We start from the raw sequence: 25,563 nt of genomic DNA on the forward strand, positions 1-25,563 counted from the left end.
CGGCGCTAATTTAGAGGGGAGAGTGGCGCTAGCCACTCGAATGGGTGGAGGCAGAGTTGGCGCTCGAAGACGTCGCGCGTCCGAGCGCTGGTGCTCGCGCCATGGGCATGACCGTCGCGGCGGTGCCGTTGCTGTTCGTGATCGGTGGACTGGCCATCCGCTATGCGGCTTTTGCTTCGGTGTCGGAGGAAACAGGTTTTGCGGCTTATGCCCGTGCGCTGTGCCGGTGGGATTGCGCCTGGTACGTTGGCATCAGCGAACAGGGCTATGAGCGTTTTCCCATTCCAAACCACAGCAATGTCGGTCGCTGGGGCTTCTTCCCGCTCTATCCGATGCTGGTGGCTGCGATCCGGTTTGTTTTCCCATACCCTACGATACTGATCGCGACGATCACCTCGATTGCGTGCAGCTACGCCGCCTGTCTGGTGGCGTGGCCGCTGCTCGAGAAGAACATGCGGGCCTATGTGCTGTATTGCGCGTTTCTGCTCAGCGGCCCGTTCTCGTTCCACTTCACGACCTTCCTGAGCGAACCGCTTTTCGTGCTGCTGACCTCGTGCGTTTTTCTGGCGCTCAAGCGCTCCAGCTATCTCGCCGCGGGCGTTTCATCCGCGCTGCTGTCGGCGACCAGGCTGGTCGGAGTCTTCGTCGTCTTTGCAACCGTCATTCAAATGTTCAGCGAGCACCGCGAGCAGGGCGGATCGGCGCTGTCTTTCCCGCGTTGGCTGCTTGGCCGACCGGACCTGCTGGTCGCTGTCCTCATCTCGCCGGCCGGTTTGTTCGCTTACATCCTGTTCCTGTACCTCACCGTCGGAGACGGCTTTGCATTCCTGCACATCCAGCGCGCGTTCGGACGGGTGGCCGGTAATCCGCTGGTCTTCCTGTGGGACGGGCTCTCAGCTGTTCCGACAACCGGATGGCTGCCCACGGCGCCGCAATGGAGCGCGCTCGCCGCGATCACCGGGCTGGCGCTGTCGGCCGTCCTGGCGGTACGCAGGCAATATGGCGCGGCACTGTTCTGCGCGCTCTGCATCATCCTGCCGCTGATCACCAATCTGGCCTCGATGGTCAGATATGTCATTGGGCTTGCGCCCCTGACAATGTTGCTCGCCATCCTGTTGTCGGCGTCGAAGCTGATTTGGCTCGCGGCTTTGGTTCTCCTCCTTGGCGCCTGTTATTTGATGACTGTGGCGTGGATCGGAGGTCATCTTGCCCTGGTCTGACATTCCGGCCCCGTATCGGCGCGTTGCCTGGCTCGGTGGCTACGCGCTCGCGGCGGTTCTGGCCGGGTCCGAGATCGTCATCCTTGCGCTTGCTCTCAATCCGGACGTCAACGCCGATTACCGCGCCTTTTACATCGATCAGACGACGACCTGCCTCAATCGCGATGCGACCGGCAGCTACACACTTGGCCAGACGGTGTCGTTCCGGAGCGACGGCGCCAAACGGGCAGCCAGCATGAAGGTCTGCGGCTGGTCGGGGTCGGCAGGCGACGGCACCCATTCGCTAGGCGAGACCTCGCGGCTTCGCGTGAAGATACCGCCGCTCCGCGACAGCCTGATGGCCACGCTGCAAATGGCCGCCGTCATTCGTCCACCGCAGATCACGCAAAGGGTGGTGATCTCGGTGAACGGTGTTCGGGTGCATGCGGAGACGCTGTCTGGCAAAGAACCACGAACGGTCTCGTTCGTCGTTCCACCGGCGGCTCTCGGCAAGGCCGATACACTCGAAATCGCCTTCGACTATCTCGACGGCATTCCGCCGACTCCGGCCGCCAGCGACATCTACAAGCGCTCCATCAAGCTGGTGTCGTTGCGGCTGGATGCGATTTGAGATCACGCTCAAAATCTGCAGTCCATGCGTATCATGAACGCGCGCAACAGGCGTGTTCACAGAACGCTGCATTACAGCCAATGAAGAGCATTGCCGTGCGCTGGCGACCAGCACGGGGTCGCAGCGTACCAGCAGTGCCGAGCGTGTCTTAGCGAAAGGTCTCCGGCCCGGGGCGCGCCATGGCCTGCTCTCGAGGTGTTTTGTGTGCGGCCGCCATGATCAAGCTGGCGAAGCGCGTGAGATCCACATTGCCGCCGCTGACGATGACACCGATGCGCTGGCCACGCAGGCTTTGCGATTCACTGCGAACCGCCGCCGCTGCAAGGCAACCGGTGGGTTCGACCACGATTTTCATGCGCTCGGCGAAAAAATGCATCATTTCGATGAGCGCGTCGTCGCTGACCGTGGTGATAGCGGCAACCTTGTCGCGGATGACAGGAAAATTATGCGCGCCCAGATGGGTGACGACCGCGCCATCGGCGATGGACTTCGGCACTTCGATGGTGACGACCTCACCCCGCACGAGGGATTGCTGACCATCATTGCCGGCCTCCGGTTCAACCCCGACGACCCTGCAGGCGGGCGCGCATTCCGCTGCCGCCAGTGCGGCGCCGGCGAGCAGGCCGCCACCGCCAAGGCAGACATAAAGGGCATCGAGAGAACCGGCCTCCTGGATAAGTTCAAGTGTCGCCGTGCCTTGCCCGGCAATCACATCGGGGTGGTCATAGGGTGGAATGAGGGCGGCTCCTCGCTCGGCGGCGATCCTGCTGCGCCCGGCAATCACATCGGGGTGGTCATAGGGTGGAATGAGGGCGGCTCCTCGCTCGGCGGCGATCCTGCTGCCAATCTCTTCGCGGTTCTCGCTGTAGCGGTCGTAGAATATCACTTCTGCGCCATAGCCGCGGGTGGCACGCACCTTCAGCTCGGGCGCATCCCTGGGCATGATGATCGCTGCCTTCACGCCCTTGATCGCGGCCGCATAGGCCAGCGCCTGCGCATGATTGTCCGAAGAATAGGCCACCACTCCGCGCGCCCGCGCCGAAATATCCAAGGCCAGAAGCGCATTCATGGCGCCGCGGAACTTGAACGCGCCGCCACGCTGGAAGTTCTCGCACTTGAAGAACACCTCGGCGCCTGTCAGGTCGTTGAAGGTGCGCGAGGTCAGCACCGGCGTCCGGTGAGCCAATCCGGCGAGGCGCGCCGCGGCGGTCAGGACATCGTCGAATGTCGGGATATTGAGGGACATTGCGGGTCGCCTTCTACACTTGCCGGTGGTGGGCAGGCCGATGGTGGGCTGGCTTGTCTGCGAGGATATGTGTTTGCGCGAACCGGCGATCGCATTCGATGGGAAAGTCGGCGCAACATTCGCCCGAATGACGCGCGACAAACCGTAGGAAATGCCGCTCGTTAGCCAACACCGCTGTCTTCCCCTGAGAACCGCTGGCTAGAATCAGGGAAAGCCGGGGAGATGTCATGTCCGTCACCGCAGACGAGTCGCAGCTGGTGCTGCTTGCGGGCGATCAGGTCGCGCCGCTGTTGGAGCCGGATGCCGTCCTCGATGCCGTGCGGCGGTCCTTCGAGCTTCACAGTGCGCGCGAAGGCAGGGTCTTTCCGCTTGTGCGCGAGAAGCTGCATACCGGCGGCATTTTCGGTATCAAGTCGGGCGACGTGCCGAAAGCCGATCTTCTGGGCTTCAAGGCAGCGGGCTTCTGGCCAGCCAACCGCGAACTCGGCAAGGAGCCGCATCAGGCGACCATCGTGCTTTTCGACCCGCACACCGGGCGTCCCTTGTGCATCATCGACGGGAACGCCATCACCACCTTGCGCACAGGGGCGGCTGGCGCCATTGGCCTGACCCAGCTGGCCCGCCCCGAAAGCCGGTCGATCTGCATTTTCGGCACCGGCACCCAGGGCCGGATCCAGCTGCGCCTGGCACTGCGTGAGATGCCCGGTCTGGACACCATCCATTACCTGACGGCGGACGGCCGGGCCGACGCGGCGTTCGAGGCGGCATTCGAGGATTTCGCGCCGGCCCATTCGAACCAAGCCGCCAAAGCTGTCGGCTCGAGCGATATCATTATCACCGCGACCCCTGGCAGCGGGCCGCTGTTTCCGCCAGAAGCGGTGCGGCCCGGCACGCACATCAACGCCGTGGGTGCCGATACGCAAGGCAAGCGGGAACTGCCCGACGGCCTGCTGCGCCGGGTACGGCTCTTTGCCGACGACTGCGAGCAATCGGCCGCTATCGGCGAAGGCCAGTGGGACACCGGCTGCCGGGCAATTGAAATCGGCGATCTTCTGACCGGAAAAATTCCGTTCACGCGCGATGCCGCCGACATCACGGTCTTCGATATGACCGGGCTCGCGCTGCAGGATCTGACGGTCGCGGATATGCTCTGGCGACAGGCCAGGAGCCGGGGCACGGGAACGCGCGTGCCATGGCGCTGGTAGGCCGGGCCGAAGTGACCGACGGCGACGGAACAAAGCTCGAGACGCGATCTTCGTTGCGCACGGAACAGTCAATCAGCTCGCCCCGAAGGGTCCACTCAAGAAGATCTTCGTCATCGCTGAGAACTGACCACAGCTTCCTCTGTCCGAAAGGAACGAACTGCCACGCCGGACTATGGCGGACATGCGCCGTGGACGCGGTGAAGCTGTGTGCCTGAAGCGCGCCTGTATGTATTGGATGCCGGAAGAGGGTGCGGCGGCGGCGACCGCATCGGCGAGAGCGGTCATCAAACGGTCCAGATCGCGCCTGAGCCCGTAGGTAACGATCGCTCAGCGCCATTTGCTGTCGCCAGCGGTCAATTGCATCAGAAGGCGCCGACTTCAATTTTGGATCTGTCCGCGAAGCGTGACACGCGGAATGGCGTCGGATCGACGCTTGCCGCGTCACCGGCGACCAGATCCGCCGCCAGATGGCCAATGCCAGGGCCGGCGCCGAAGCCGTGTCCGGAACAGCCTGCGGCGACGAACGCTCCGCCGATGCTGTCCACCGCCGAAATCACCGGTACGGCGTCCGGTGTGAAGTCGATATACCCGCCCCAGGAAGACACGATGCCGGCATCGGCAACGGCGGGGAACAGGGCCCTTATCTGCGTCATGATGCTTGCCACCATCCGCTTGTCCGGAGCGGGATCGAGGACGCGGATGCGCTCAAACGGGGTCGGCCTGTCGAGATGCCAGCGACCGAGTGTTTCCGGGCCTGCGAAGAACGAGCGACTTACGCCGATCTCGACGGCCTTCAGCCGTTTGATGAACATCGGCAGAAACGGGCGGGCATAGCGGATCCCCTGCGGCGTGATCTCGAGCGTCGCCCTGCCGCTGGCGGCTATCGTGTAGCTGCCGTCGATCCGGCGCGTCAGGGCACCGTCAGAGGTAAAGATTGCCCCGCCAAGATCCGGTGCCGGACCGGTCCGCAAGGTGGTCTGACGGACGCTGGCCTGCGGCAGCGAAACCGCATGCATGCGCAGGAAAGCAGAAGCCCAGACGCCGGCGGCGCACAGCACCGCGCTGGTGCGGATCAGGCCTTTCTCGGTGACGACGCCGCTCACTTGCCCATTGGTGATATCCAGGCCGCGTGCCGCGCAGTTCTGATGAATGGTCGCGCCACGCTTGCGGGCGCCCTCGGCGATCCGCGGGGCGGCGAGCCAGGGCTCGGCCTTGCCATCGTCTGCCGCGTGGACGCCGCCCAGCCATTTGCGGCCGCCAGCCGCGGGAACGGCGGCAGTGGCCTCCTCGGCCGTAAGCATCCGCGTCTTGACGTCGAACCGCCGCGCAACCGCGCGCCACTTGTCCCATTCGGCGAGCTGCTTTGGATCGTCCGTCGCATAGATGAGCCCGCAACGGCGAAAGCCAAGGTCGTGCCCGATCTCTTCGGTCAGCTCTTGCCACAGCCGCAGCGCCAGATTGGCAAGCGGCAATTCACGTGCATCGCGGTTCTGCCGGCGGCACCAGCCCCAGTTCCGGCTCGACTGTTCGCAGCCGACATAGCCCTTTTCGATCAGCGCCACCGACAGGCCGCGCCGCGCCAGGGAATAGGCCGCGCTGGCGCCGACAATCCCGCCGCCGATCACCACGACGTCCGCTGACTTGGGCAGCGTTTCATCGCTGCTGATGTGGTGGATGAAAGGGGACATGGCGGCCTCGGCGATCAATGATAGCTCGCAGTATCGGCGACCGGTGCCGCAGAATGCACTGACTGCAGCGGCATTTTGGTATTTTTGCACCGAATATCGCCGGCATTCGGCGAGTGGCGCGAAAGAGGCGGTTCTATCGTTCTGTCAGTCTTCCCACTCCAACAGTCCTGGTGCTTATGAACATCCAGTCCATCACATTCGAACCTTTTGAAGCGCACCATCTTGGGGAAGCGACGGCCCTGTCGCGAGCGGCCGGCTGGCCGCACCGGAGGGAAGACTGGGCCATGATCTGGTCCCTGAGCGAAGGTCAGGTCGCGTTGGAAGGCGGCAGGGTGGTGGGAACCGCCTTCATGACCCCTTTCGGAAATACCTGCGCAACTCTCAACACCATCATCGTCGATGAGGCAATGCGTGGTCGCGGGCTGGGACGGCGGCTGACCACCACCGCGCTCGAGCAGGCCGGCGACCGCGAGTGCCGCCTTACCGCCACGGCCGACGGACTGCCTCTTTATGAAAAGCTTGGCTTTGTCGCGACGCACGATGTTCGGCAGCACCAGGGCATCGTCGGGCAGGTCAGTGCGCCCCCGGCCGTGGAGTGGATCGGTTCCGAGCACCTTCAGACACTCACCGCGCTCGATCGCGCCACCTTCGGTGCGGATCGCGCCGCGCTCATGAACGCGTTGGCGGGCGAGGGGCGGTTTGCGGCCATCACCAACGAGGACGGCATCGCGGCCTTCGCGGCCGTGAGGGCATTTGGCAGGGGCGAGGTCGTCGGACCGGTCGTGGCGCAGGATCGCGATCAGGCGAGAGCCCTGATCGCCTTCATCCTCTCGGGAATGCAGGGCTGCTTCGTGCGCATCGACATCCCTGAAGACGCCGGCCTTTCACCCTGGCTCGAAGGACTGGGGCTCGCCCATGTGGGCGGGCCGGTTGCCATGCTCCGGGGCGCAAGCAATATCCCGGGTTCCACGAACCCACGCATCTTTGCCCTGGCCAGCCAGGCCCTCGGCTGAGGCCAACTCAGAAGGCCATGGATCAGGTGGAGCGGTCGCTGTGCTCGCCGGGTCCTCGCTGCGCAAAAACCCATCGGTCGAGCATGAGAAGATTGACCGCCGGAACAAGCAGGCATGTAACCACAATGGCAATGATCGGCGGCAGGCCGAGTTTCGCCGTCAAAAGCGCCGGCGCCGCGTAAGCCACGGCAAAGCCTGTCGCCGTCAGCAGGAGAAAACGCGCAGCTTCCGATCGATGCGATCCATTCGACATGAAGGTTACCGATTTATGGGCGAAATATGAAAACACGGCAGCCGCCGCGTAAGCCGCGAGCGACGCCGGGACCGGCGAAAAGCCGATCCATTTCGATTCGACCAAACCGATAGCCAGGGCAGCATACAGGATTGTCGCGGCGATGCCGACCAACCCGAAGCGCGCCAGCAGCTTCAGCCCGGCGCCGGCGGTCGAACGGTCCTCAGACATGCGCGCTACACGCATACTGGGCCCCGAGCGGTAGAGGCGCGAGCAGGCGCTCGAGTCGTCTGGCGAAGGACCTGGCCGACGGCAGCAGCAGGAAGTGCTCGGATCGGATATCCTGAAAACCCGTCTCCTGAAAAAGCAACCTTGCTTTGGCGGCGTTGAGCAGGACCGCTTCCTGGTCGAACGGACACCGCAACACCGCAAGACGCGTCAGTGGATTAAAGGGGTTGTGCTCGATGATGCAGGCGACGCCGCCCGGCCGCACGACGCGCCGCATTTCCTGGAAGAAGTCGAGCCAGGAGGCGGGCGGAACGTGATGGACGACGCAACTGGCGAAAGCCAGATCGAACGCGCCGTCGCCATAAGGCAGGCGCGGCGTCGTGCAGGCCCTGTAGGTCACACACGGATTGTCCTGGCCGGCTCGCAGAATCGATTCTTCCGAGACGTCGCAGCCATCCAGGCTCTCGAACGCGCCTTCGAGATAAGGGTGGAGCGACCCGACGCCGCAGCCGATATCCAGCGCCCGCACCCCGCTTTGTCGAAGCCCACGCTCGACAACGAGACGCCGCAGCAGGTCGGCCTTGGCGATCAGAAAAAAGTCGTGCCCGAGTCCGGAAAACCGGATGGATCCTGCGACCGCCTCGCCATAGTTCGATTTATAGCTGTCGAAGAGTTCGGCCATCAGCCGAGGCTCCGTTCCTGGGTTTTCGAAACGGTCGACGGCTCTCACTGGCGGCACGCATCGCCTTGTCGAAGCCGGCGACCCGATCGATCACGTAAAGCGGACGGCGTTTCACCTCGGCGTGGATGCCGCCGACATAGAGCCCGACCACGCCGGTCATGAAAAGATTGATGCCGCAAAGCAGCGACACGATCACCACGGTGGATGTCCAGCCGGCAATGATGCCGGTTTCAAAAATCCAGGCGAAGATGGCGTAAATGCCGAACAACACCGCAAGCGCGGAGATCGCCAATCCGCCCCACAGCGCCATGCGCAGCGGCTTCTCGGAGAAGCTTACGATGCCGTGAACGGCAAGGTGCATCATCTTCCAGAATGGGTATTTGGTCTGGCCAAGGGTCCGCGCCGGGCGTTCGAAAGGCACCGCTGTCTGCTTGAATCCCATCCAGGCGAACATGCCCCTGACGAAACGGTCGTGTTCGGGCATTTGCTTGAAGGTTTCCAGAGCCTTGCGCCCGACCAGGCGAAAATCGCCGACGTCGCGGGGGATGTCGACCGACGTCATCTTCTCCAGCAGGCGGTAGAAGAGACTCGCCGTCAGGCGCTTGAACCAGGATTCGCCCTCACGCTTGACACGGCGGGCATAGACGATCTCGAAGCCTTCCTTCCACTTCGCCACCAGATCGAGGACCACCTCCGGCGGGTCTTGCAGGTCGGCATCCATGACGATGACGGCATCACCCGCAGCCGCATCCATGCCGGCCGTGATCGCGACCTGATGGCCGAAATTGCGGGAAAGCTCGATCAGCCGGAAACGCGGCTCGACGGCGACGACGTTGCGAAGGTATTCGACGCTCCCATCGAGGCTTCCGTCATCGACGAAGATCGCCTCAGTCTCGCCGTCCAGCCGGCCGATCAGCGAACTGATCCGCTCGATCAGTCGCGGCAGCACCTGTTCTTCATTGTATATGGGAAGGACCAGCGAGTACCGCGGCGGCGACACGTTCACCGCAGTCCTGATGCTTTGGATCACAGGGTCTCGCATGCCGTTGAAAATGGAACGCAAGCTACAAAGTTCCAAGGACATACAAGAAATCGCTAAATTTAGCGGTTTCGGCCAGGTGCTGATCATGCGTGGAAAGGAACACAGGCGTTACCGCAATCGAGCGTCCATTTGTGGTCGGAGCACGGCGCCAATGGGCTATCGGCCAGTCCGAAACCGCCGCGAAGCAACCTTTGAGGCCCGCTTCGATCATGCCGCCCAAAACCGGGTGTCTGCTGGCCGATCTGCCCGGCTTGCCACTTCTGCCATTGCACAAGCCACATCAGAACAATAGATGGTGCGGAGCGGCCGCCCCTTATGTCAGGCGGAAAACAGGACTATGCGCATGACCGATACGCTGGACTCAGCGAAATTGACCGACCGGGTCGCGGCCCTGGTCGAGGCTGCCAAACGGGCCGGCGCCGACGCCGCCGACGCGGTTGCGGTGCGCGGCCGTTCGACCGGCGTGTCGGTGCGGCTTGGCAAGGTCGAGGGCACCGAGGCGTCCGAGAGCGAGGATGTCTCGCTGCGCGTCTTCGTCGGCAAGCGGGTGGCGAGCGTCTCGGCAACCGCTGCCTCCGACCCGAAAGCGCTGGCCGAGCGCGCCGTGGCGATGGCGAAAGTCTCGCCGGAGGATCCCTACCAGGGCCTCGCCGATCCGGCCTTGCTGGTCAAGAAGCCGCGCGACCTCGATCTGTTCGATCCGACGGAAGTCTCGGCCGACCAATTGAAGGAAGCGGCGCTGGCCGCGGAAGCGGCGGCCCTTGCCGTCAAGGGCGTTACCAATTCGGCCGGCAGCGGCGCCAGCGCCGGGCTTGGCGGGCTGGTGCTCGCCACCTCGCATGGCTTCGTCGGCCACTATGTCGCCTCGCGCTTTTCGCGCTCGACCAGCGTCATCGCCGGCGAGGGCACCGGCATGGAGCGCGACTATGAATACTCCTCGCGCCAGCATTTCTCCGATCTCGACGCGCCCGAGGACATCGGCCGCAAGGCCGGCGAACGCGCGGCGCGGCGCATCGGCGCGCGCAAGGCGGCGACCGGGCCGGTCGATGTGGTGTTCGACCCGCGCGTCGCCCGCGGCATTGCCGGCCATCTCGCCGGCGCCATCAATGGCGCCTCCGTCGCGCGCAAGACCAGCTTTCTGCGCGACATGATGGGCAAGCAGGTGGCGGCGGCCGCGATCACCGTCACCGACGAGCCGCTCCGGCTCCGTGGCCAGGCGTCGCGTCCGTTCGACGGCGAAGGCATCGAGGGTGAAAAGCTGCTTATGGTCGAGAAGGGCGTTTTGAACCACTGGTTCCTGTCGACCTCAGTCGCGCGGGAATTGGGGCTGACCACCAACGGGCGCGGCTCGCGCAACGGCTCCTCGGTCTCGCCGTCATCGACCAATCTTGCCATCGAGCCGGGCGAGCGGACGCCCGAGGACCTCATCAAGTCGCTCAAATCAGGCTTTTACGTCACCGAAGTGTTCGGCCAGGGCGTCGACATGGTGACTGGCGAGTACAGCCGCGGCGCTTCCGGCTTCTGGATCGAGAATGGCGAGCTCGCCTATCCGGTTGCGGAAGTGACCATCGCCTCGAACCTGAAGACGATGTTCCTCAACATGGTTCCGGCGAGCGATCTCGATCGCAATTTCGGCACCGCCGCACCAACGCTGCTGATCGAAGGCATGACCCTTGCCGGAGCTTGACCAGGTCGCCTCCGCCGCCGGGGCTCGTGAGGATCTGCCGCTGCTGCGCGACGCTGCCCGCGAGGCGGGCGCCATCGCCATGCGCTATTTCGGCAACAATCCGCAAGTGTGGATGAAGGGCGGCACCTCACCGGTGAGCGAGGCCGATCACGCCGCCGACGCCTATCTGCGCCAAACCTTGCTTGCAGCGCGGCCGGACTATGGCTGGCTGTCGGAGGAGACGGCCGACGATCCGGCAAGGCTTGCCGCCCGCCGCACCTTCGTCGTCGATCCGATCGACGGCACGCGCGGCTTCCTCGAAGGCCTGCGCTCCTGGTGCGTCAGCGTCGCGGTGGTCGAGGACGGCCGCACGCTTGCCGGCGTGCTCGAATGTCCCGCCACGGAGGAGACCTATTGGGCGCTGCCAGGTGAGGGGGCGTTCCTGAATGGCCATCGCATTGCCGTGCGCGGCCCGGCAGCGATGGTCGAAATTGGCGGGCCAAAGCCATTGATCGCCCTGATACCGGCGCAATGGCAGGGCCGGCTGAGCCGCGTGCCCTATATTCCCTCGCTCGCCTACCGGCTGGCAATGATCGCCAATGGCCGGCTCGACGCGACCTTCGTCAAACCCAACGCACATGACTGGGACATCGCCGCGGCGGATCTCATCCTGCGCGAGGCCGGCGGCGCATTGCTCGACCAGAAGGGCCGCGCACCGCGCTATGCCGGCGAAGTGATCCACCACGGCGCGCTGGTTGCCGGCAGCGGCGAACTGCTCGCCGTCCTCTCCGCCGTCGTCGCAGGGCTGGACGTTTGAACATATCATCAATGGTTCCAAAGTCGGCGGCTTTGGTCTAGACCTGTCACAAACTCACGATATGTGAAGGACCGACATGACCGCGGAAGACGGCAAGAAGCAGCTTTTGCACCTGGTGTTCGGCGGCGAACTGAAGACGCTTGGCGGGACAGAATTCCGTGATCTCGACGCGCTCGACATCGTCGGCATCTATCCGGATTACCAATCTGCGCAGACGGCGTGGAAAGCCAAGGCCCAAGCCAGCGTGGACAATGCCCACATGCGTTATTTCGTCGTTCACCTGCACCGGTTGCTCGACCCCGAAAACAAGCCGGGTTGACATGGATGGATCATGAAGGCGTGAAAGGGCCGGCCACGAGGTCCGCGGCAAGGCGGCGTCGCGGTGGTACCCCGAAGACATTCTGGCGCAAGATACGCGAACCGCTGGCGCAATCGCGATTCGTCAAGAACGCCATCGCCAGCCTGTTTGCGCAGTTCGTTCGGCTTGTCCGCCTGACCAACCGTGTCGTCGAACGATCGGCGCAGATGTCGGGCGGCGACTACTCGCAGTTCGAACCGATCATCATCGCGCTGTGGCACGGCCAGCATCTTCTGACACCGGCCTACTATCCCGGCGGGCGGCCGGTGGTCGCCATGGTGTCGCGCAGCGCCGATGCCGAGCTCAACGCACTGGTGATCGAGAAATTCGGGATCGAGGCGGTGCGCGGCTCGGGCGGACGCGAAAGCTCGAAGCGTCGCGACAAGGGCGGCGCCAAAGCGTTGATTGCCCTGAAAAAGTCACTCGCCAGCGGCAAGAACGTTGCCATGATCGCTGACATTCCGCATGGCACGCCGCGCGACGCTGGGCTTGGCATCGTTCTCCTGGCGCGGCTTTCGGGCCGCGCTATACTGCCCGTCGCCATCGCTACCAGCCGCCGCAAGGTGCTGGAGCGCAGCTGGGACAAGACCACGATCAATCTGCCGTTCGGCCGCTCCTCGATCGTGCTTGGGGCGCCGGTGTTCGTTCCGGCCAATGCGGATGAGGCCGAAATGGAATGCAAACGCCAGGAGGTCACGGCCGCGCTCAACGCCGCGACCGCCGAGGCCTACCGCCTCGTGGATGGGCCAAAATGAGCGAGCGCTGGGCGCGCACTTTCCTGACCGCGTATCGTTTCGCAGGCGCAGCCGCCTATCCCCTGGTCGGGCCCTATGTCGCCTGGCGCACCTCCAGAGGCAAGGAGGATCGAATTCGCCGGCGCGAGCGCTATGGCATCGCCGGGCGCGAGCGCCCCGAAGGGCCGCTGATCTGGATCCATGCGGCGAGCGTCGGCGAGACGATCGCCGTCGTGCCGCTGGTCGAGAGCATCCTCGATTACGGTGTCAACATCGTGCTGACGACGGGGACCGTCACCTCCGCTCAGGTTGCCGAGGAACGGCTCGGCGACCGCATCATCCACCAATACGTGCCGCTCGACCTCAAGCCGGCGGTCAGCCGCTTCCTCGACCATTGGCGGCCGGATCTGGCGATCATCGCCGAATCGGAGATCTGGCCGATGACCATCCTCGAGCTCGGCGCACGGCGTGTGCCGCAGGTGCTGGTCAATGGCAGGCTGTCGGACCGTTCGTACAAATCCTGGAAGAAGCGCGCCAACATCGCCGAGGCGCTGTTCGAGAATCTCGCCCATGTTGTCGCCCAGTCGGATGTCGACGGCGAGCGCTTCCTCTCGCTCGGCGCCCGGCCGGTCACCGTATCCGGCAATCTCAAGGTCGACACCACGCCGCCGCCGGCCGATGAAAGGGCGCTGTACACGCTGAAGCGCCAGATCGGCGCCCGTCCGACCTGGGCGGCGATCTCGACCCATGACGGCGAGGAGGCGGTCGCCGCCGAGGTTCACGCGATGCTGCACAAGCGGCACCACGGTCTTTTGACCATCGTCGTGCCGCGCCATCCCGATCGCGCCGAAGCGCTTGCCGCGCAGATTTCCGGCATGGGCCTGAAACTCGCTCGGCGCAGCAAGGGCGACCGGATCATCGCCGATACGGACATTCTGCTCGGCGACACGATGGGCGAGATGGGGCTTTATCTCCGGCTGACAGAGATCGCCTTCGTTGGCCGTTCGCTCACCTCGGAGGGTGGCCAGAACCCGCTGGAGCCGGCCATGCTCGACACCGCGGTGCTGGCCGGCCGCAATGTCCAGAATTTTCGCGAGACCTATCAGCGCCTGCTCGACAGCGGCGGCGCCAAGCTGGTGCGCGACCGCGACATGCTGGCCGGCGCCGTCAATTTCCTTTTGACCAACGAGGTGGCTCGCCACGAGATGATGGCCGCGGGTGCGGCGACTGTCGAAGAGATGCGCGGCGCGCTGGCGCTCACCTTGAAGTCGCTCGAACCCTACATTCAGCCTTTGGTCGTCAAATCGCGCCTCAAGGGCGCCAACGGCCGTTAAGATGGCCAGCGAAGCGCCCCCCTTCTGGTGGGAAGAACCGGACTGGCGAGCGCTGGCGCTGACGCCGCTGTCGGCTGTCTATGCGCTGGTTGCCGGCCGCCGCATGCGCTCAGCGGCGCGTGAGAAGATCGAGGCGCCGGTGCTTTGCGTCGGCAACTTCACCGTCGGCGGCACCGGCAAGACGCCGGTGGCGATCGCACTGGCACGGCGGGCCAGGCGCATGCAGCTCAATCCAGGTTTCCTGTCGCGCGGCCATGGCGGCTCCTTCGCGCGGCCGCATGTCGTCGATCCGCACCATGACGCCGCCAAGCATGTCGGCGATGAGCCGCTGCTTTTGGCTGCGCATGCGCCGGTCGCAGTGACGCCGAACCGTGCCGCCGGCGCACGCATCCTGCTGGAAAAGCATGGCTGTGATTTCCTGATCATGGATGACGGTTTCCAGAGCGCGCGCATCCACATCGACTATGCGCTGGTCGTCGTCGACGCACGCTACGGCGTCGGCAACGGCCGCGTCATTCCCGGCGGTCCGCTCAGGGCTGGTATCGTCGACCAACTGGTTTTCACCAGCGCGCTGCTGAAGATGGGCGAGGGCCTTGCTGCCGATGCCGTCGTTCGCCAGGCGGCGCGCGCCGGTCGGCCGATCTTCGAGGCGCATACGCGGCCAACCAGCAAGGCGGGGCTGGCCGGCAAACGATATCTGGCCTTTGCCGGCATCGGCCATCCCGACAAATTCTTCGACACGGTCCGTCAGGCCGGCGGCGAGGTTGCGCTGGCCCGGTCGTTTCCTGACCATCATTTCTATGGCAAGGACGAACTGGCCGAACTGGCAACGACAGCGCGAGGTGCCGGACTTGGCCTCATCACCACCACCAAGGACGCCGCCCGGCTGCGCCACGATGCCGCGTCGGCCGATTTCCTCGGACAGCTCGATGTGCTGGAGATCGACACCGTGTTCGATCCCGACCACGTGCCCGAACGCATCATCGTCGAGACGCTGGATGCCTGGCGGCAGCGCAAGCTGCAGGGCTGAATCAGAGAACCTTCGAGCGCCGCGGCGGTCGAACTTTGCGGAGATGTCGGCAGGGCGGAGGGGGCGCGAAGGACCGCTACAGATCGGGTCTCATTCTGCGTAACCGGTTTAGCGCCGGCTGCGCATTTCGGGATGTGCCTCGATCTCGCGGCGCAGCGAGGCCGCGGCACTCACATAGGGCTCCTGCCTGGCGACGCTCCAGTATTTGAGCTCATCGAGCGGGATGCTTTCACCGGTGACCGCACAGCGCACGAAGGCGCCGGGGCTGGTCACCTGGAAGTCGCCGTCCAGGTAGCGGATACGGGCTTCCTTGCCGCCGGGGCCTTCAAAGCGATTCATCATGACATGGAGCCAAGGTTCATGACGATGTCATCGCCACAAAATGCCGGCAAGGTCAAGCTCCGAGCGAGGCAAGATTGGCTTCAGTCGGCTTCGTTTCGGACGGCAACCAGCCGGGCAGGCCGGCAAAGTGGATGCCCCGCATCCTACTGCTCGGCTGCGATGAAATCCTCGATCTTTTCCGCCGCCAGTCCGGCTTGGGCGGCGATGCGCCGGGCAAGCTCGGCTGCGGCGGCGCGCGGGCGCCCGATAGGCCGGTCGAGCCAGTAGGATATCGGGCTGAGGACGACGCGCTCGTCGGCCGCGGTGATACGGCCAGACTTCAGTTGATCCTCGGTCATCGGCGGCCGCGCCAGCGCGATGCCGAGACCATGGGCGGCGGCGCCGAGCACCAGATTGTAGTCCTCGAAACGGCGGTCCTGCGGACGCGGGCGGTAATCGATGTCCTGTGCGGCAAACCAGGCACGCCAGGCCGAGGCGTCGGAATCGTTGATCAGCGGGAATTTGAGCAGCCGGGCAGGGTCGCCTCGGCCGATCTCGCGGGCGAGGTCCGGCGAGGCGACCGGAAACACATGTTCCTCGAACAGCTGCACCGAGACGCGGCCGGGGATGCGGCCGCGTCCGCAGCGGATCGACAGATCGATGCCCTCGTCGGCAAGGTCCGCCTGGCGGATATCGACGTCGAGCACGATGCGCAGCCTGGACGGATTGTTTTCCAGCGCCGCCATGCGCGGCATCAGCCACAGCCCGCTGACCGAGGGAATCGAGGTCAGCCGCACCACGGCGGTGCCGCGCGGCTCGATCCAGCGGTCCGAATTGCTCGATATCAGCGCGAAGGCCTCAGTGGTGCGCAGATGCAGGCGGTTGCCTTCGATCGTCAGCGAGACTCCTCGCGCGCCGCGATCGAACACTTTCAGCCCGAGCCAGTCCTCCAGCTTGGCGATCTGCCGGCTGACGGCGCCATGGGTGAGGTTGAGCTTTTCGGCAGCGGCCGAAAAGCTGCCCGTCCGTGCCGCGGCGTCGAAGGCGCGCAGGGTTTCGAGCGGCAGCATCGCGTCTGAGCTGTGATCCATAGTCACAGCTGACCCTCGATTTGGTCGTTTGTCAACCGATCGGGAAAGGCGCTTTGTATGTTGAGAGCATGAAACGCGGGAATAATGAAATGAACGCTTGTACCGGCACGTTGAATACGACACAGCGGATCGACACCACGGCGGCCATTGCGGTGGCGTTGACAGTGGTCGGCTGGGCCTCCGCCTTTCCGGCGATCCGTGCCGGCCTCGTCGCTTTCGGGCCGCTGGAACTTGGCGCGCTGCGCTTCGCCATCGCGGCGGTGCCGGCGGCGATCTTCCTCGCCGTCAAGCGGCCGGCGCTGCCCCGGCTCGATGAATTATGGCGCTTTGCCTTCGGCGGCGCCGTCTTCGTTGCGCTGTACACGGTAATGCTCAATTTCGGCGAGCTGACCGTCTCGGCGGGTGCCGCCGGCTTCATCATCAATGTCAGCCCGATCTTCACCGCGATCATGGCGATGGCGCTGCTTGGCGAACGCTTCTCGGGCCTGGCCTGGGCCGGCACATTCCTGTCCTTCGCCGGCATCGGCATCATCGCCATGGGCGAGGGGCAAGGGTTGCATTTCAACAATGGCGCGCTGCTGGTCCTCGGCTCGGCGCTGTGCTCGGCGGTCAACACCATCGTGCAAAAGCCGCTGTTTGCCCGCCATCATCCACTGACCATTTCGGCCTCGAACATGCTGCTCGGCGCGCTCTGTCTGCTGCCCTTCCTGCCGAACGGCCTGGCGCAGGCGGCAGTTGCCGATACCGCCGGTCTCGGCGCCGTCGTCTTTCTCGGCATCGTGCCAAGCCTCATCGCCTACGCCGCCTGGGCGACAGCACTTTCCCGGCTGCCGGCGGCGCGCGCCTCGAATTTCCTTTACCTGGTTTCGCCGATGGCGACGCTGATCGGCTTCTTCTGGCTGGGCGAGGTGCCGACGCTGCTCGGCATCATCGGTGGCGCGCTGGCGCTCGGCGGCGTCATCGTGGTGAATTTGAAGCGGTGAATCAGAGGGTTGGGGCTGTCTGTTGACACGAAAAGAGCCGCTATACAGCAGCTCTTTTCGGACCCCCACCCCGCTGCTTTGCAGCGACCCTCCCCACAAGGGCATATGCGCTAAGATAGCTTCGGCATGGACTGAAATTTGCGCTTTCGTGGTGGTTCACGCCATCGATGTCGCAAGGCATGGAGATTTTGGCGCAGGGTTGCCAAGGGAGGTTGAGCAAAGATCGCTGCGATCAGAGAGGCGACGATCTGGCGGGTAGCGCGCCACAGCAGCGGGCGTCCGTCGCTCAAGGGGGAGAGACACCCAACTCCTGCGAGAGGGGTTCGGTCACAAGCGCGATGAGGAAGTGGGCAAGAATCCAAGGCTTTGCGATCCTTGGGTCTTTGAGGCGCGCGCAGTCCGATCAGGCTCTTCAGACGCTTGAAGGCGAGCTCGATGCGCCAGCGCATGCGATAGAGCTTGAGAACTGTGCCGGAGGGAAACTCCTCCTGGTCAAGCGAGGTCACAAGGATAACAAAGCCGGCAGCAATCAGCGTCTCCGGTTGAACCTGCTTGCCCTTGGCCTTGGCTTCCTTGTTGATTTTGCGCCGCGCTTCTTGTGTCGCGGCCTCGGATTTGCGCAAGGCGATCAGGCGCATCTTCAGGGGCTCGCCCTTCTTCTTGAGGCCCAGCCAGACAGGCGTTTCGATGACCTCCTCGCGGCAGCTCTTCAGGTGGCCGATGAGATCCAATGGCTTACCGCTGGCATCGAGCCATCGCACATTCTTCCACGCCGCGCGCACGACAACGTCGCCGCCTTGCGCCATGACCTTTGCGATCCGCTCGGCCTGCAGATAGGCGCGGTCGCCGATGCGAATCTCGTCCGCCACCACCGGCACGCGGTCGATCAGCTCGGCCTCGCTCTGGTCGGTGATCTCGAGGAAATCGAACTGCTCGCGCTCAAGATCGAAGGCGCAGTGCATACGCCAAAGGCCATTGTTCTTCTTCTCATGCACACCGGCCTTGGCAACCGATGTCGCATCGAGGATGCGGATCAGCCGGCCCTTGGCCAAGCCTACCTCCTCGCGCTTCAAAAGATACCCAATCAACTGCTGCAGCCACGGCCCTGCGTTGCGCAGCCGGCCGAGCAACGCCACGTCCGAGATGTCGGCGATCATCCCGCTCGCCGCCGCCCAGGCCACGACGCCCCGCATGCCCACCTTGCCAAGGCAGTAAGCCAGAGTCAGGCGCAACAGATCAGTAGCCGATCTGACGCCCCGCGGCCGCAGGAACGCCTTCGTCTCGCGAGCACTCCCCGCGATCAACTCTTCACCACCGAGAAGCTCAATTGTCTCGGCCCAGCCGTCATCTACAAGCGATTCGTGAGTCATCGCAGCGTAGAATCACAACCGATTCCCCGCTGCAACTCCTATCTTAGCGCATATGCCCACAAGGGGGAGGGTAAGTTCCTTGCGAGGCGTCCACGGCTGGGCTCCCTACCTCCCCCTTGTGGGGAGGTCGGACCAAAGGTCCGGGTGGGGGCTGCGCCCTGCGAGCCCTTCATCGCCGCCCAAACAACCTCTCAATGTCGGCGAGCCTGAGCTCGATATAGGTCGGGCGGCCGTGGTTGCAGGTGCCGGACCCGGGCGTCGCCTCCATCTGGCGCAGCAGTGCGTTCATCTCTTCCGGCTTGAGCAGGCGGCCGGAACGCACCGAGCCGTGGCAGGCCATGGTCGCGGCTATCCTGTCCAGCCGCTCTTTCAGCGTGTCGACGGTGTCGTTGTCGGCGATCTCGTCGGCAAGGTCGCGCATCAGCTGCTGGACATTGGTTTCGCCGAGCATCGACGGCGTCTCGCGCACCGCGACCGCACCCGGGCCGAAGCGCTCGACGGCGAGGCCGAAGCGGGCCAGTGTTTCGGAATGCAACGCGAGCCGTTCTGCATCCTCTTCCGGCAGATCGACGATCTCGGGCAAAAGCAGCATCTGCGACGGCACGGCGCGCGAATGCAATGCGTTCTTCAGTGCCTCGTATACCAGCCGCTCATGCGCCGCATGCTGGTCGACGATAACGAGCGAATCCCTGGTCTGCGCGACGATGTAGTTCTCGTGCACCTGCGCGCGTGCGGCACCCAGCGCCATGCCGAGCAGCGTCTCCGCCGCTTCGTCTTGTCCGGCGCGCGCGTCGGCGCTGTGAAGCGAACCGGCAGCGAACGCCGCCTGATCGTTTTCGCTGAAGCCGCCATTTGCAAATCCTGCATCCAGCGGCCGTTGCGACGAGCGGGAAGGATCGAAACCGGCGAAGCCGGAGGCCCGGTAGGCCGCTTCGTAGCTGCGATGGCCGTTGGCCGGTCCTGGATGCGCATAGGATGCTGCGCCTGGCCGGAATGCCGCCATCATGCCGGCCGCCCCTGATGTGGCGGCACGGATGCCGGCATTGGCCAGCGCCTCGCGAATGGCGCCGACGATCAGCCCGCGCACCAGCCCCGGATCGCGAAAGCGGACGTCGGCCTTGGCCGGGTGGACATTGACGTCGACGATGGCCGGATCGAGCGTCAGGAACAGCACCGTCACCGCATGGCGGTCGCGCGGCAGCACGTCGGCGAAGGCGCCACGGATAGCGCCGGTAATCAGCTTGTCGCGCACCGGCCGGCCGTTGACATAGGCGTATTGCTGCAGCGCGTTGGCGCGGCTGAACGACGGGATCGAAACGTGGCCGGCAAGATGCACACCGTCGCGCATGGCGTCGATGGCGATCGCGTTGGGCGGAAAGTCGGCGCCCATCACCTGCGCGACGCGGCGCAGCCGGCCTTCCGGGCTGTCGTCGGTCGCCGGCAGTTCCAGCGTCGAGCGGTCGGAGCCGGCCAGCGTGAAGCGCACGGCCGGGAAAGCGATCGCGATACGCTTGATCACGTCGCTGGTCGCCGAGCTTTCGGCGCGCTCGCCCTTCATGAATTTGAGCCGCGCCGGCGTGGCGAAAAACAGGTCGCGCACCTCGACCGTGGTGCCGCGATTGGCGGCCGCAGGCTTGACGGCAGATACGCGGCCGCCTTCGATGCCGATCTCGGCGGCGCTGTCGCCGTTGGCGGTGCGCGAGCGGATCGACAGCCGCGCCACCGAGCCGATCGACGGCAGCGCTTCGCCGCGAAAGCCGAGCGAGTGGATGTCGTGAATGTCATCGGCGAGCTTCGAGGTGCAATGGCGTGCGATCGCCAGCGGCAGTTCCTTTTCCGGGATGCCTGAGCCATCGTCGGTGACGCGGATCAGGTTCAGCCCACCGCCGGCGGTGACGATCTCTATTCTCGCAGCGCCGGCATCGAGTGCGTTCTCGACCAGTTCCTTGACCACGCTTGCCGGACGCTCGATGACTTCGCCGGCGGCGATCTGGTTGATCAACGTTTCGGAAAGCTGGCGAATGGGCATGGGGTACTATACGCGGATTCGTCGCCCAAGCGGGAGGGGCGAATTCAGGAATCCGCGCCGCTCACCGTGCTCCTGCATTTTACGTCATCAGCCTGGGCAGTGCCGCTGCCAGCGCGTCGACGGCAAGGCGGACCTTCAGCGGCAAGTGAGGCGTCTGCAGCCAGAGCGCATAGGCGTCGTAAAGAAATCCCGGCTGTTCCGGCAACAGCACGACAAGTGCGCCGGCCTGAATGCGCTCACGGACCAGCCAGTGTGGCAGCCAGGCGAGCCCCATGCCGGCTGCCGCAGCATCGGCGATCGCAGCGAGGTCGTCGAGCCGCAGCCGGCTGACCGGCATGACCTCCAGCGCACGCTGGCCATCACGCGGAAACAGCCACGGTTGAACGACACGGCTCGAACGGCGGTAGATGATGGTCTGGTGGCTGCCGAGATCCTCTACCCGCCGTGGCTGCCCGTGCATCTCGAGATAGGATGGCGACGCGCAGACGACCATGCGCTGGCGCGCGACGCGACGCGCCATCACGCCGGCCTGATCCTCCAGATTGCCGGTCCGGATGGCAAGATCGCAGCCATCCTCTGCAAGATCGGCGATGGGATCGCTGAAAGTCAGGTCGAGTTCCAGAGCGGGATATCGCTGCGCGAGTTCCAGCAGGATCGGGGCAACGCAGCGCCGGCCGAAGTGTACGGGCATGATGACGCGCAGCTTTCCGCGTGGTTCGGAAAGTTGATCGGCCGCCAGTGCATCCGCAGCTTCGGCTTCAGCGAGTACCATCCGGCAGCGCTCATAGTAAGCGCGCCCGAAGTCGGTCAGGCTCTGGCGGCGTGTGGTCCGGTTGATGAGGCGCACACCCAGACGCTCCTCGAGAAACCGGACATGCTTGCCGACCATCGGTCCGGACAGATCGAGAGCGGCAGCAGTCGCCGCGAACGAGCCAAGATCGACGGTTTTGACGAACACGGCCATGCTCGTAAGGCGATCCATATTCAAAAGTCCCAGTTTCTACTGTCTTGCCAAAGCAAGCATTTATCTGCCGGAATGCCGATGGCATAGCGTATTCGGTTCAAATATTTTGGAGTTATGGCCGCATGGCACGTGTTGTTCGCTTTCATGAGCATGGTGGTCCCGAGGTTCTGCGCATCGAGAATCTCGATATTCCCGCGCTCGGTCGCGGCGAGATTCAGATCCGGGTCAAGGCATTGGGTCTCAACCGGGCCGAGGCGCTGCTGCGTTCGGGCACTTATATCCAGACGCCGCCGTTGCCTTCCGGTCTTGGCCTTGAGGCAGCGGGTGTCGTCGAAGCGGTCGGCAAAGCCGTGCACGGTTTTGCGCCAGGTGACGCCGTCAGCGTCGTGCCGCCATTATCGATGGCCCGCTGGCCCGCCTATGGTGAGATCGCCACATATCCCGCCCATCTCGTGGCCAAGCACCCGCCATCGCTTACCTGGGAAGAGGCGGCAGCCGTCTGGATGCAATATCTCACCGCCTATGGCGCACTGATCGACATTGCCAAGCTCAGCAGAGACGACTTCGTCGTCATTACCGCGGCATCGAGCAGTGTCGGACTTGCCGCGATCCAGATTGCCAACATCGTTGGTGCGACCGCGATCGCGGTGACGCGGACATCTGTCAAGAGAGAGGCCCTGCTCAAGTTCGGGGCGGCCCATGTCGTCGCTTCAGCGGACGAAGATCTGGAAGCCCGGCTGAAGGAAATCGCCAGTCCGGACAACATCCGAGTGGTTTTCGACGCAGTCGGCGGCCCGATTTTCGAACCTCTGACGGCGGCGATGGCACGGGGTGGCATTCTCATCGAATATGGCGGCTTGAGCCCCGAGCCGACGCCGTTCCCGCTGTTCGATGTGCTGGCCAAGACGCTGACGCTGCGCGGCTATCTCGTCCACGAGATCACTGGCGATCCGGTGAAGTTGGAAGCTGCCAAGGCGTTCATCCTCGTCGGATTGATGTCGGGTTCGCTAAAGCCGGTAATCGCCAAAACCTTTTCATTCGAGCAGATCGTCGAAGCGCATCGCTTTCTCGAGTCGAACGAGCAATTCGGCAAGATCGTCGTGACGGTTGATTGAGCATTAATGGGAGCCTCACGCCTGCGCGGCCAGCCAGTCCCGCACCTTGCGAGCATTGTCGCTGAGGTCGCGGGTTCTCGACCAGATGACATGAAAGCCCTTGCCGGTCGTCATCGTGTGGCCGGTCGCACGCACGAGCAGTCCTGACGCCAGCAGGCGCTCGGCGAGGTGGCCCCAGCCGAGCGCAATGCCTTGCCCTTCCATGACCGCCTGGATCACCAGCGCATAATCGTTGATGCGCAAGCCGCGCCCGGCATCGGTGATGGTGACCCCGGCCGATTGGAACCACTCGTCCCAGCTCGCGGCTTCGCGAAACGGCTCTTCGAGATGGATGAGCCGGTGCGATGGCAGATCCTCGACGCTCTCCGGCAGCCCGAACCGTGCCACATAGCTCGCGCCGGCAACCGGGAATATTTCCTCATCGGCGAGCGGCAGCGAATGATAGTCCGGCCATCCCTGGGGTTCGCCGCCACGAACGCCGAGCGGGATGTCTTCGGCGATGATGTCGAGATCGCGGTCGGCGGTCTGGATGCGCAGGTCGATGCCCGGCAGTTCGTCGCGAAACTGCTGCAGGCGCGGCATCATCCAGAACGAGGCGAAGGCGGTCGAGGCAGCGAGCGTCACATGGCCGCCGGTCGCCTGTAGGCGCAGATCCTCCGCCGACTTGCGGATGTGCGACAGGCCGAGCGAGACGTCGGCGTGGAAACGCTCGCCGGCTTCGGTAAGGCTGACCTGACGATGGCGGCGCTGGAAGAGTTTCGCGCCGAGCTGCTCTTCAAGCCCGCGGATCGCATAAGACACGGCAGCCTGCGTCATGCCGAGCTCCCGCCCGGCGGCGGTAAAGCTCGACAGCCGGCCGGCGGCCTCGAAAACGATCAGGCTGCCGGCCGAGGGCAGCAGATGGCGCAAGCTTCGCATAAGCTGAGCTTATACAAGTGATCAGGATTTTCCAGCGTCACAGCCGTATTTCCTCTCGCTAGGCTGGTCGTCATTGGGAGGATAGAGTTGCCATGAATGCACCGGCCGCCGAAGTCACCGAACACGCCGGCCGCCGAGGTGGCGGCCGCCTGGGCCGCAAGGCGCTGCGAGGAACTCCGATGGCGTCGTTTCCGACGCTGGTTCGCAACATACCCACATACCAAATGGTCCCGGACGAGGCTGTCGAACTGATCCACCAGGAGTCGCTGTCGATCCTCGAAGAGGTTGGTTGCGAGTTCCGCGACGACGAGGCCATAGCCCTGTGGCAGGCCGCCGGAGCCGATGTCTCTGAGACGCGCGTCCGCATTGACCGCGCGCTCTTGATGGAGCTGGTCTCGAAAGTCCCGCCGGAGTTCACGCTCAATGCGCGCAACCCTGAGCGCTCGGTCCGCGTCGGCGGCAAGAATTCCATCTTCGTGCCGATGTATGGCGCGCCTTACGTGCGCGACCTCGACAATGTCAGGCGCTATGGCACGCTCGCCGACCTCAACAATTTCCACAAGCTCGCCTATATGGCGCCGGCGCTGCATTCGTCGAGCTCGATCATCTGCGAGCCGATGGAAATTGCGGTGCCGAAGCGGCACCTCCACATCATTCATTCGGCGCTGAAGCATTCGGACAAGCCGTTCATGGGCATCGTGACATCAAAAGATCGCGCCGAAGACACGATGGCGATGGCGGGCATCGTGTTCGGCGAGGATTTTGTCCGCGACAACCCGGTGTTGGTCGCGATCACCAATTGCAACTCGCCACTGGTATGGGACGCCACCATGCTGGACGCGATGAAGGTCTATGCGCGTCACAACCAGCCGTTGATCCTGGCGCCGTTCGCGCTGTGCGGCGCCTCGACTTCGGCCTCGGCGGTGGGAGCGGTGGCGCAGGTCAATGCCGAAGCGCTGGCGGGCGTCGCGTTCACGCAGCTGCTGCGTCCGGGTTCACCGCAGATCTACGGACAATTCATGGTCACGGTCGACATGAAGACCGGCGCGCCGATGGGTGGCACGCCCGAGGCCGCCCAGATGATGTATTTGATGGGAGCACTGGCGCGGAAATACCGGCTGCCATGGCGCACGTCGGGCTTCCATGTCGGGTCGAAACTCAACGACGCCCAGGCGGGCTACGAGGCGAACATGCTGATGCATGCCGCCATCCTTGCCGGCGCCAACTACATCTGGCACTCCGCCGGATGGCTCGAGGCCGGCCTGACCTGCGGCTATTCAAAATTCGCGACGGACTGCGAACAGCTTGTCGGCTGGTACAAATATGCCGGCGGCCTGCCGTTCGACGATTTCAAGGAAGCGATGGCGGCGATCCGCGAGGTCGGGCCGCAGGGCCATTTCCTCGGCACCCAGCACACGCTCGAGCATTTCCAGTCCGCCTTCTTCATGCCCAGCATCATGGACTTCAATTCCTACGGACAGTGGAAGGCTGAAGGGGCAAAGGACCACGACACGCGCGGCCGCGAGAAAGCGCGCAATATGCTCGCCGATTATGAGGAGCCGAAGCTCGATGACGGCATCGCCGATGGTCTCAAAGATTTGATCGCGCTGCGCGAGGAGAAGCTGCCGGACAGCGTTAGTTAATCCACGGGCGAAGACCCAAAGGCA

General features: G+C 64.2%; 25 protein-coding genes. 14 read left to right on the top strand and 11 right to left on the bottom strand.

Annotated features, from left to right (window positions below):
• The first annotated feature begins 56 nt into the window (after window positions 1-56).
• Window positions 57-1,220 (top strand): hypothetical protein, encoded by a 1,164-nt coding sequence (locus AC0L2K_RS29615; protein WP_287347316.1) that lies wholly within the window; start codon window positions 57-59, stop codon window positions 1,218-1,220.
• Window positions 1,207-1,830, top strand: a complete 624-nt coding sequence (locus AC0L2K_RS29620; RefSeq protein ID WP_128247858.1) for a hypothetical protein — start codon at window positions 1,207-1,209, stop codon at window positions 1,828-1,830. Before AC0L2K_RS29615 ends, AC0L2K_RS29620 begins: the two co-directional genes overlap by 14 nt.
• 148 nt (window positions 1,831-1,978) lie before the next feature.
• Here AC0L2K_RS29620 and AC0L2K_RS29625 read toward each other — a convergent pair whose 3' ends face one another.
• Entirely contained in the window at window positions 1,979-3,076 is a 1,098-nt protein-coding gene (locus AC0L2K_RS29625; RefSeq protein ID WP_473533068.1) for a pyridoxal-phosphate dependent enzyme, read from the bottom strand.
• A gap of 227 nt (window positions 3,077-3,303) precedes the next feature.
• Between AC0L2K_RS29625 and AC0L2K_RS29630 the strand changes: the two genes are divergently transcribed.
• Window positions 3,304-4,281 (top strand): ornithine cyclodeaminase family protein, encoded by a 978-nt coding sequence (locus tag AC0L2K_RS29630; RefSeq protein WP_473533069.1) that lies wholly within the window; start codon window positions 3,304-3,306, stop codon window positions 4,279-4,281.
• A 362-nt stretch (window positions 4,282-4,643) separates the two neighbouring features.
• Here AC0L2K_RS29630 and AC0L2K_RS29635 read toward each other — a convergent pair whose 3' ends face one another.
• Window positions 4,644-5,969, bottom strand: coding sequence for an NAD(P)/FAD-dependent oxidoreductase (locus tag AC0L2K_RS29635; protein ID WP_473533070.1), 1,326 nt, complete (start codon window positions 5,967-5,969; stop codon window positions 4,644-4,646).
• A gap of 176 nt (window positions 5,970-6,145) precedes the next feature.
• Between AC0L2K_RS29635 and AC0L2K_RS29640 the strand changes: the two genes are divergently transcribed.
• The gene (locus AC0L2K_RS29640; protein WP_473533071.1) at window positions 6,146-6,982 is read left to right on the top strand and encodes a GNAT family N-acetyltransferase; all 837 of its coding nucleotides are present in this window, start codon (window positions 6,146-6,148) and stop codon (window positions 6,980-6,982) included.
• 22 nt (window positions 6,983-7,004) lie between these two features.
• Here AC0L2K_RS29640 and AC0L2K_RS29645 read toward each other — a convergent pair whose 3' ends face one another.
• The 3 genes from AC0L2K_RS29645 to AC0L2K_RS29655 are packed head-to-tail and all read right to left on the bottom strand — an operon-like array spanning window position 7,005 to window position 9,124.
• The gene (locus tag AC0L2K_RS29645; protein ID WP_287229824.1) at window positions 7,005-7,445 is read right to left on the bottom strand and encodes a GtrA family protein; all 441 of its coding nucleotides are present in this window, start codon (window positions 7,443-7,445) and stop codon (window positions 7,005-7,007) included.
• Window positions 7,438-8,124, bottom strand: coding sequence for a class I SAM-dependent methyltransferase (locus AC0L2K_RS29650; protein WP_473533072.1), 687 nt, complete (start codon window positions 8,122-8,124; stop codon window positions 7,438-7,440). Before AC0L2K_RS29650 ends, AC0L2K_RS29645 begins: the two co-directional genes overlap by 8 nt.
• Window positions 8,099-9,124 (bottom strand): glycosyltransferase family 2 protein, encoded by a 1,026-nt coding sequence (locus AC0L2K_RS29655; RefSeq protein ID WP_051407932.1) that lies wholly within the window; start codon window positions 9,122-9,124, stop codon window positions 8,099-8,101. The genes AC0L2K_RS29650 and AC0L2K_RS29655 overlap by 26 nt, the downstream gene beginning before the upstream one ends.
• 40 nt (window positions 9,125-9,164) lie before the next feature.
• On the opposite strand from AC0L2K_RS29655, the gene AC0L2K_RS29660 reads away from it, so the two are divergent.
• The 7 genes from AC0L2K_RS29660 (at window position 9,165) to lpxK (ending at window position 15,105) form a co-directional block, all read left to right on the top strand.
• On the top strand, window positions 9,165-9,458 hold the full coding sequence (locus AC0L2K_RS29660; protein WP_473533073.1) for a hypothetical protein: 294 nt from the start codon (window positions 9,165-9,167) through the stop codon (window positions 9,456-9,458).
• Window positions 9,459-9,509: 51 nt separating this feature from the next.
• Window positions 9,510-10,853: a TldD/PmbA family protein gene (locus tag AC0L2K_RS29665; RefSeq protein WP_027153862.1), complete on the top strand. Its 1,344-nt coding sequence runs from the start codon at window positions 9,510-9,512 to the stop codon at window positions 10,851-10,853.
• On the top strand, window positions 10,840-11,649 hold the full coding sequence (locus AC0L2K_RS29670) for a 3'(2'),5'-bisphosphate nucleotidase CysQ (RefSeq protein WP_473533074.1): 810 nt from the start codon (window positions 10,840-10,842) through the stop codon (window positions 11,647-11,649). The genes AC0L2K_RS29665 and AC0L2K_RS29670 overlap by 14 nt, the downstream gene beginning before the upstream one ends.
• Before the next feature lie 76 nt (window positions 11,650-11,725).
• Window positions 11,726-11,968: a DUF4170 domain-containing protein gene (locus AC0L2K_RS29675; RefSeq protein WP_473533075.1), complete on the top strand. Its 243-nt coding sequence runs from the start codon at window positions 11,726-11,728 to the stop codon at window positions 11,966-11,968.
• A 5-nt stretch (window positions 11,969-11,973) separates the two neighbouring features.
• Window positions 11,974-12,762 (top strand): lysophospholipid acyltransferase family protein, encoded by a 789-nt coding sequence (locus AC0L2K_RS29680; protein WP_473533076.1) that lies wholly within the window; start codon window positions 11,974-11,976, stop codon window positions 12,760-12,762.
• The gene (gene waaA / locus AC0L2K_RS29685) at window positions 12,759-14,075 is read left to right on the top strand and encodes a lipid IV(A) 3-deoxy-D-manno-octulosonic acid transferase (RefSeq protein WP_023802309.1); all 1,317 of its coding nucleotides are present in this window, start codon (window positions 12,759-12,761) and stop codon (window positions 14,073-14,075) included. Before AC0L2K_RS29680 ends, waaA begins: the two co-directional genes overlap by 4 nt.
• Before the next feature lies 1 nt (window position 14,076).
• The gene (gene lpxK / locus AC0L2K_RS29690) at window positions 14,077-15,105 is read left to right on the top strand and encodes a tetraacyldisaccharide 4'-kinase (protein WP_473533077.1); all 1,029 of its coding nucleotides are present in this window, start codon (window positions 14,077-14,079) and stop codon (window positions 15,103-15,105) included.
• 108 nt (window positions 15,106-15,213) lie between these two features.
• On the opposite strand, the gene AC0L2K_RS29695 is transcribed toward lpxK, so the two are convergent.
• Window positions 15,214-15,447 carry a DUF2093 domain-containing protein gene (locus AC0L2K_RS29695; RefSeq protein WP_095496171.1) on the bottom strand — a complete coding sequence of 78 codons (234 nt, stop codon included), beginning with the start codon at window positions 15,445-15,447 and terminating at the stop codon, window positions 15,214-15,216.
• Window positions 15,448-15,590: 143 nt separating this feature from the next.
• Entirely contained in the window at window positions 15,591-16,517 is a 927-nt protein-coding gene (locus AC0L2K_RS29700; RefSeq protein ID WP_128170769.1) for a LysR substrate-binding domain-containing protein, read from the bottom strand.
• Between the two features lie 89 nt (window positions 16,518-16,606).
• Between AC0L2K_RS29700 and AC0L2K_RS29705 the strand changes: the two genes are divergently transcribed.
• Window positions 16,607-17,500, top strand: a complete 894-nt coding sequence (locus AC0L2K_RS29705; RefSeq protein ID WP_473533078.1) for a DMT family transporter — start codon at window positions 16,607-16,609, stop codon at window positions 17,498-17,500.
• Between the two features lie 110 nt (window positions 17,501-17,610).
• Here AC0L2K_RS29705 and AC0L2K_RS29710 read toward each other — a convergent pair whose 3' ends face one another.
• The 3 genes from AC0L2K_RS29710 to AC0L2K_RS29720 form a co-directional block, all read right to left on the bottom strand.
• Window positions 17,611-18,870 (bottom strand): transposase, encoded by a 1,260-nt coding sequence (locus AC0L2K_RS29710; RefSeq protein WP_473533079.1) that lies wholly within the window; start codon window positions 18,868-18,870, stop codon window positions 17,611-17,613.
• A 169-nt stretch (window positions 18,871-19,039) separates the two neighbouring features.
• Window positions 19,040-20,899, bottom strand: coding sequence for a DNA mismatch repair endonuclease MutL (mutL, locus tag AC0L2K_RS29715; RefSeq protein ID WP_473533080.1), 1,860 nt, complete (start codon window positions 20,897-20,899; stop codon window positions 19,040-19,042).
• Between the two features lie 79 nt (window positions 20,900-20,978).
• On the bottom strand, window positions 20,979-21,881 hold the full coding sequence (locus AC0L2K_RS29720) for a LysR family transcriptional regulator (RefSeq protein ID WP_473533081.1): 903 nt from the start codon (window positions 21,879-21,881) through the stop codon (window positions 20,979-20,981).
• Window positions 21,882-21,985: 104 nt separating this feature from the next.
• Here AC0L2K_RS29720 and AC0L2K_RS29725 point away from each other — a divergent pair, with 104 nt between their 5' ends.
• Window positions 21,986-22,978, top strand: coding sequence for a zinc-dependent alcohol dehydrogenase family protein (locus tag AC0L2K_RS29725; RefSeq protein WP_473533082.1), 993 nt, complete (start codon window positions 21,986-21,988; stop codon window positions 22,976-22,978).
• A gap of 15 nt (window positions 22,979-22,993) precedes the next feature.
• Here AC0L2K_RS29725 and AC0L2K_RS29730 read toward each other — a convergent pair whose 3' ends face one another.
• Window positions 22,994-23,896 (bottom strand): LysR substrate-binding domain-containing protein, encoded by a 903-nt coding sequence (locus tag AC0L2K_RS29730; protein ID WP_128170765.1) that lies wholly within the window; start codon window positions 23,894-23,896, stop codon window positions 22,994-22,996.
• Window positions 23,897-23,988: 92 nt separating this feature from the next.
• Here AC0L2K_RS29730 and AC0L2K_RS29735 point away from each other — a divergent pair, with 92 nt between their 5' ends.
• Window positions 23,989-25,539: a trimethylamine methyltransferase family protein gene (locus AC0L2K_RS29735; protein ID WP_473533083.1), complete on the top strand. Its 1,551-nt coding sequence runs from the start codon at window positions 23,989-23,991 to the stop codon at window positions 25,537-25,539.
• Window positions 25,540-25,563 lie beyond the last annotated feature (24 nt).

This window comes from Mesorhizobium sp. WSM4817 (assembly GCF_055811135.1).

Excerpts from the sequence above, each read along its gene's own strand:
- AC0L2K_RS29625 (WP_473533068.1), bottom strand. The coding sequence starts at position 3,076 with ATGTCCCTCAATATCCCGACATTCGACGATGTCCTGACCGCCGCGGCG.
- AC0L2K_RS29630 (WP_473533069.1), top strand. The coding sequence starts at position 3,304 with ATGTCCGTCACCGCAGACGAGTCGCAGCTGGTGCTGCTTGCGGGCGAT.
- AC0L2K_RS29635 (WP_473533070.1), bottom strand. The coding sequence starts at position 5,969 with ATGTCCCCTTTCATCCACCACATCAGCAGCGATGAAACGCTGCCCAAG.
- AC0L2K_RS29640 (WP_473533071.1), top strand. The coding sequence starts at position 6,146 with ATGAACATCCAGTCCATCACATTCGAACCTTTTGAAGCGCACCATCTT.
- AC0L2K_RS29645 (WP_287229824.1), bottom strand. The coding sequence starts at position 7,445 with ATGTCTGAGGACCGTTCGACCGCCGGCGCCGGGCTGAAGCTGCTGGCG.
- AC0L2K_RS29650 (WP_473533072.1), bottom strand. The coding sequence starts at position 8,124 with ATGGCCGAACTCTTCGACAGCTATAAATCGAACTATGGCGAGGCGGTC.
- AC0L2K_RS29660 (WP_473533073.1), top strand. The coding sequence starts at position 9,165 with ATGCCGTTGAAAATGGAACGCAAGCTACAAAGTTCCAAGGACATACAA.
- AC0L2K_RS29665 (WP_027153862.1), top strand. The coding sequence starts at position 9,510 with ATGACCGATACGCTGGACTCAGCGAAATTGACCGACCGGGTCGCGGCC.
- AC0L2K_RS29675 (WP_473533075.1), top strand. The coding sequence starts at position 11,726 with ATGACCGCGGAAGACGGCAAGAAGCAGCTTTTGCACCTGGTGTTCGGC.
- AC0L2K_RS29680 (WP_473533076.1), top strand. The coding sequence starts at position 11,974 with ATGGATCATGAAGGCGTGAAAGGGCCGGCCACGAGGTCCGCGGCAAGG.
- waaA (WP_023802309.1), top strand. The coding sequence starts at position 12,759 with ATGAGCGAGCGCTGGGCGCGCACTTTCCTGACCGCGTATCGTTTCGCA.
- lpxK (WP_473533077.1), top strand. The coding sequence starts at position 14,077 with ATGGCCAGCGAAGCGCCCCCCTTCTGGTGGGAAGAACCGGACTGGCGA.
- AC0L2K_RS29695 (WP_095496171.1), bottom strand. The coding sequence starts at position 15,447 with ATGATGAATCGCTTTGAAGGCCCCGGCGGCAAGGAAGCCCGTATCCGC.
- AC0L2K_RS29700 (WP_128170769.1), bottom strand. The coding sequence starts at position 16,517 with ATGGATCACAGCTCAGACGCGATGCTGCCGCTCGAAACCCTGCGCGCC.
- AC0L2K_RS29705 (WP_473533078.1), top strand. The coding sequence starts at position 16,607 with ATGAACGCTTGTACCGGCACGTTGAATACGACACAGCGGATCGACACC.
- AC0L2K_RS29710 (WP_473533079.1), bottom strand. The coding sequence starts at position 18,870 with ATGACTCACGAATCGCTTGTAGATGACGGCTGGGCCGAGACAATTGAG.
- mutL (WP_473533080.1), bottom strand. The coding sequence starts at position 20,899 with ATGCCCATTCGCCAGCTTTCCGAAACGTTGATCAACCAGATCGCCGCC.
- AC0L2K_RS29720 (WP_473533081.1), bottom strand. The coding sequence starts at position 21,881 with ATGGATCGCCTTACGAGCATGGCCGTGTTCGTCAAAACCGTCGATCTT.
- AC0L2K_RS29725 (WP_473533082.1), top strand. The coding sequence starts at position 21,986 with ATGGCACGTGTTGTTCGCTTTCATGAGCATGGTGGTCCCGAGGTTCTG.
- AC0L2K_RS29730 (WP_128170765.1), bottom strand. The coding sequence starts at position 23,896 with ATGCGAAGCTTGCGCCATCTGCTGCCCTCGGCCGGCAGCCTGATCGTT.
- AC0L2K_RS29735 (WP_473533083.1), top strand. The coding sequence starts at position 23,989 with ATGAATGCACCGGCCGCCGAAGTCACCGAACACGCCGGCCGCCGAGGT.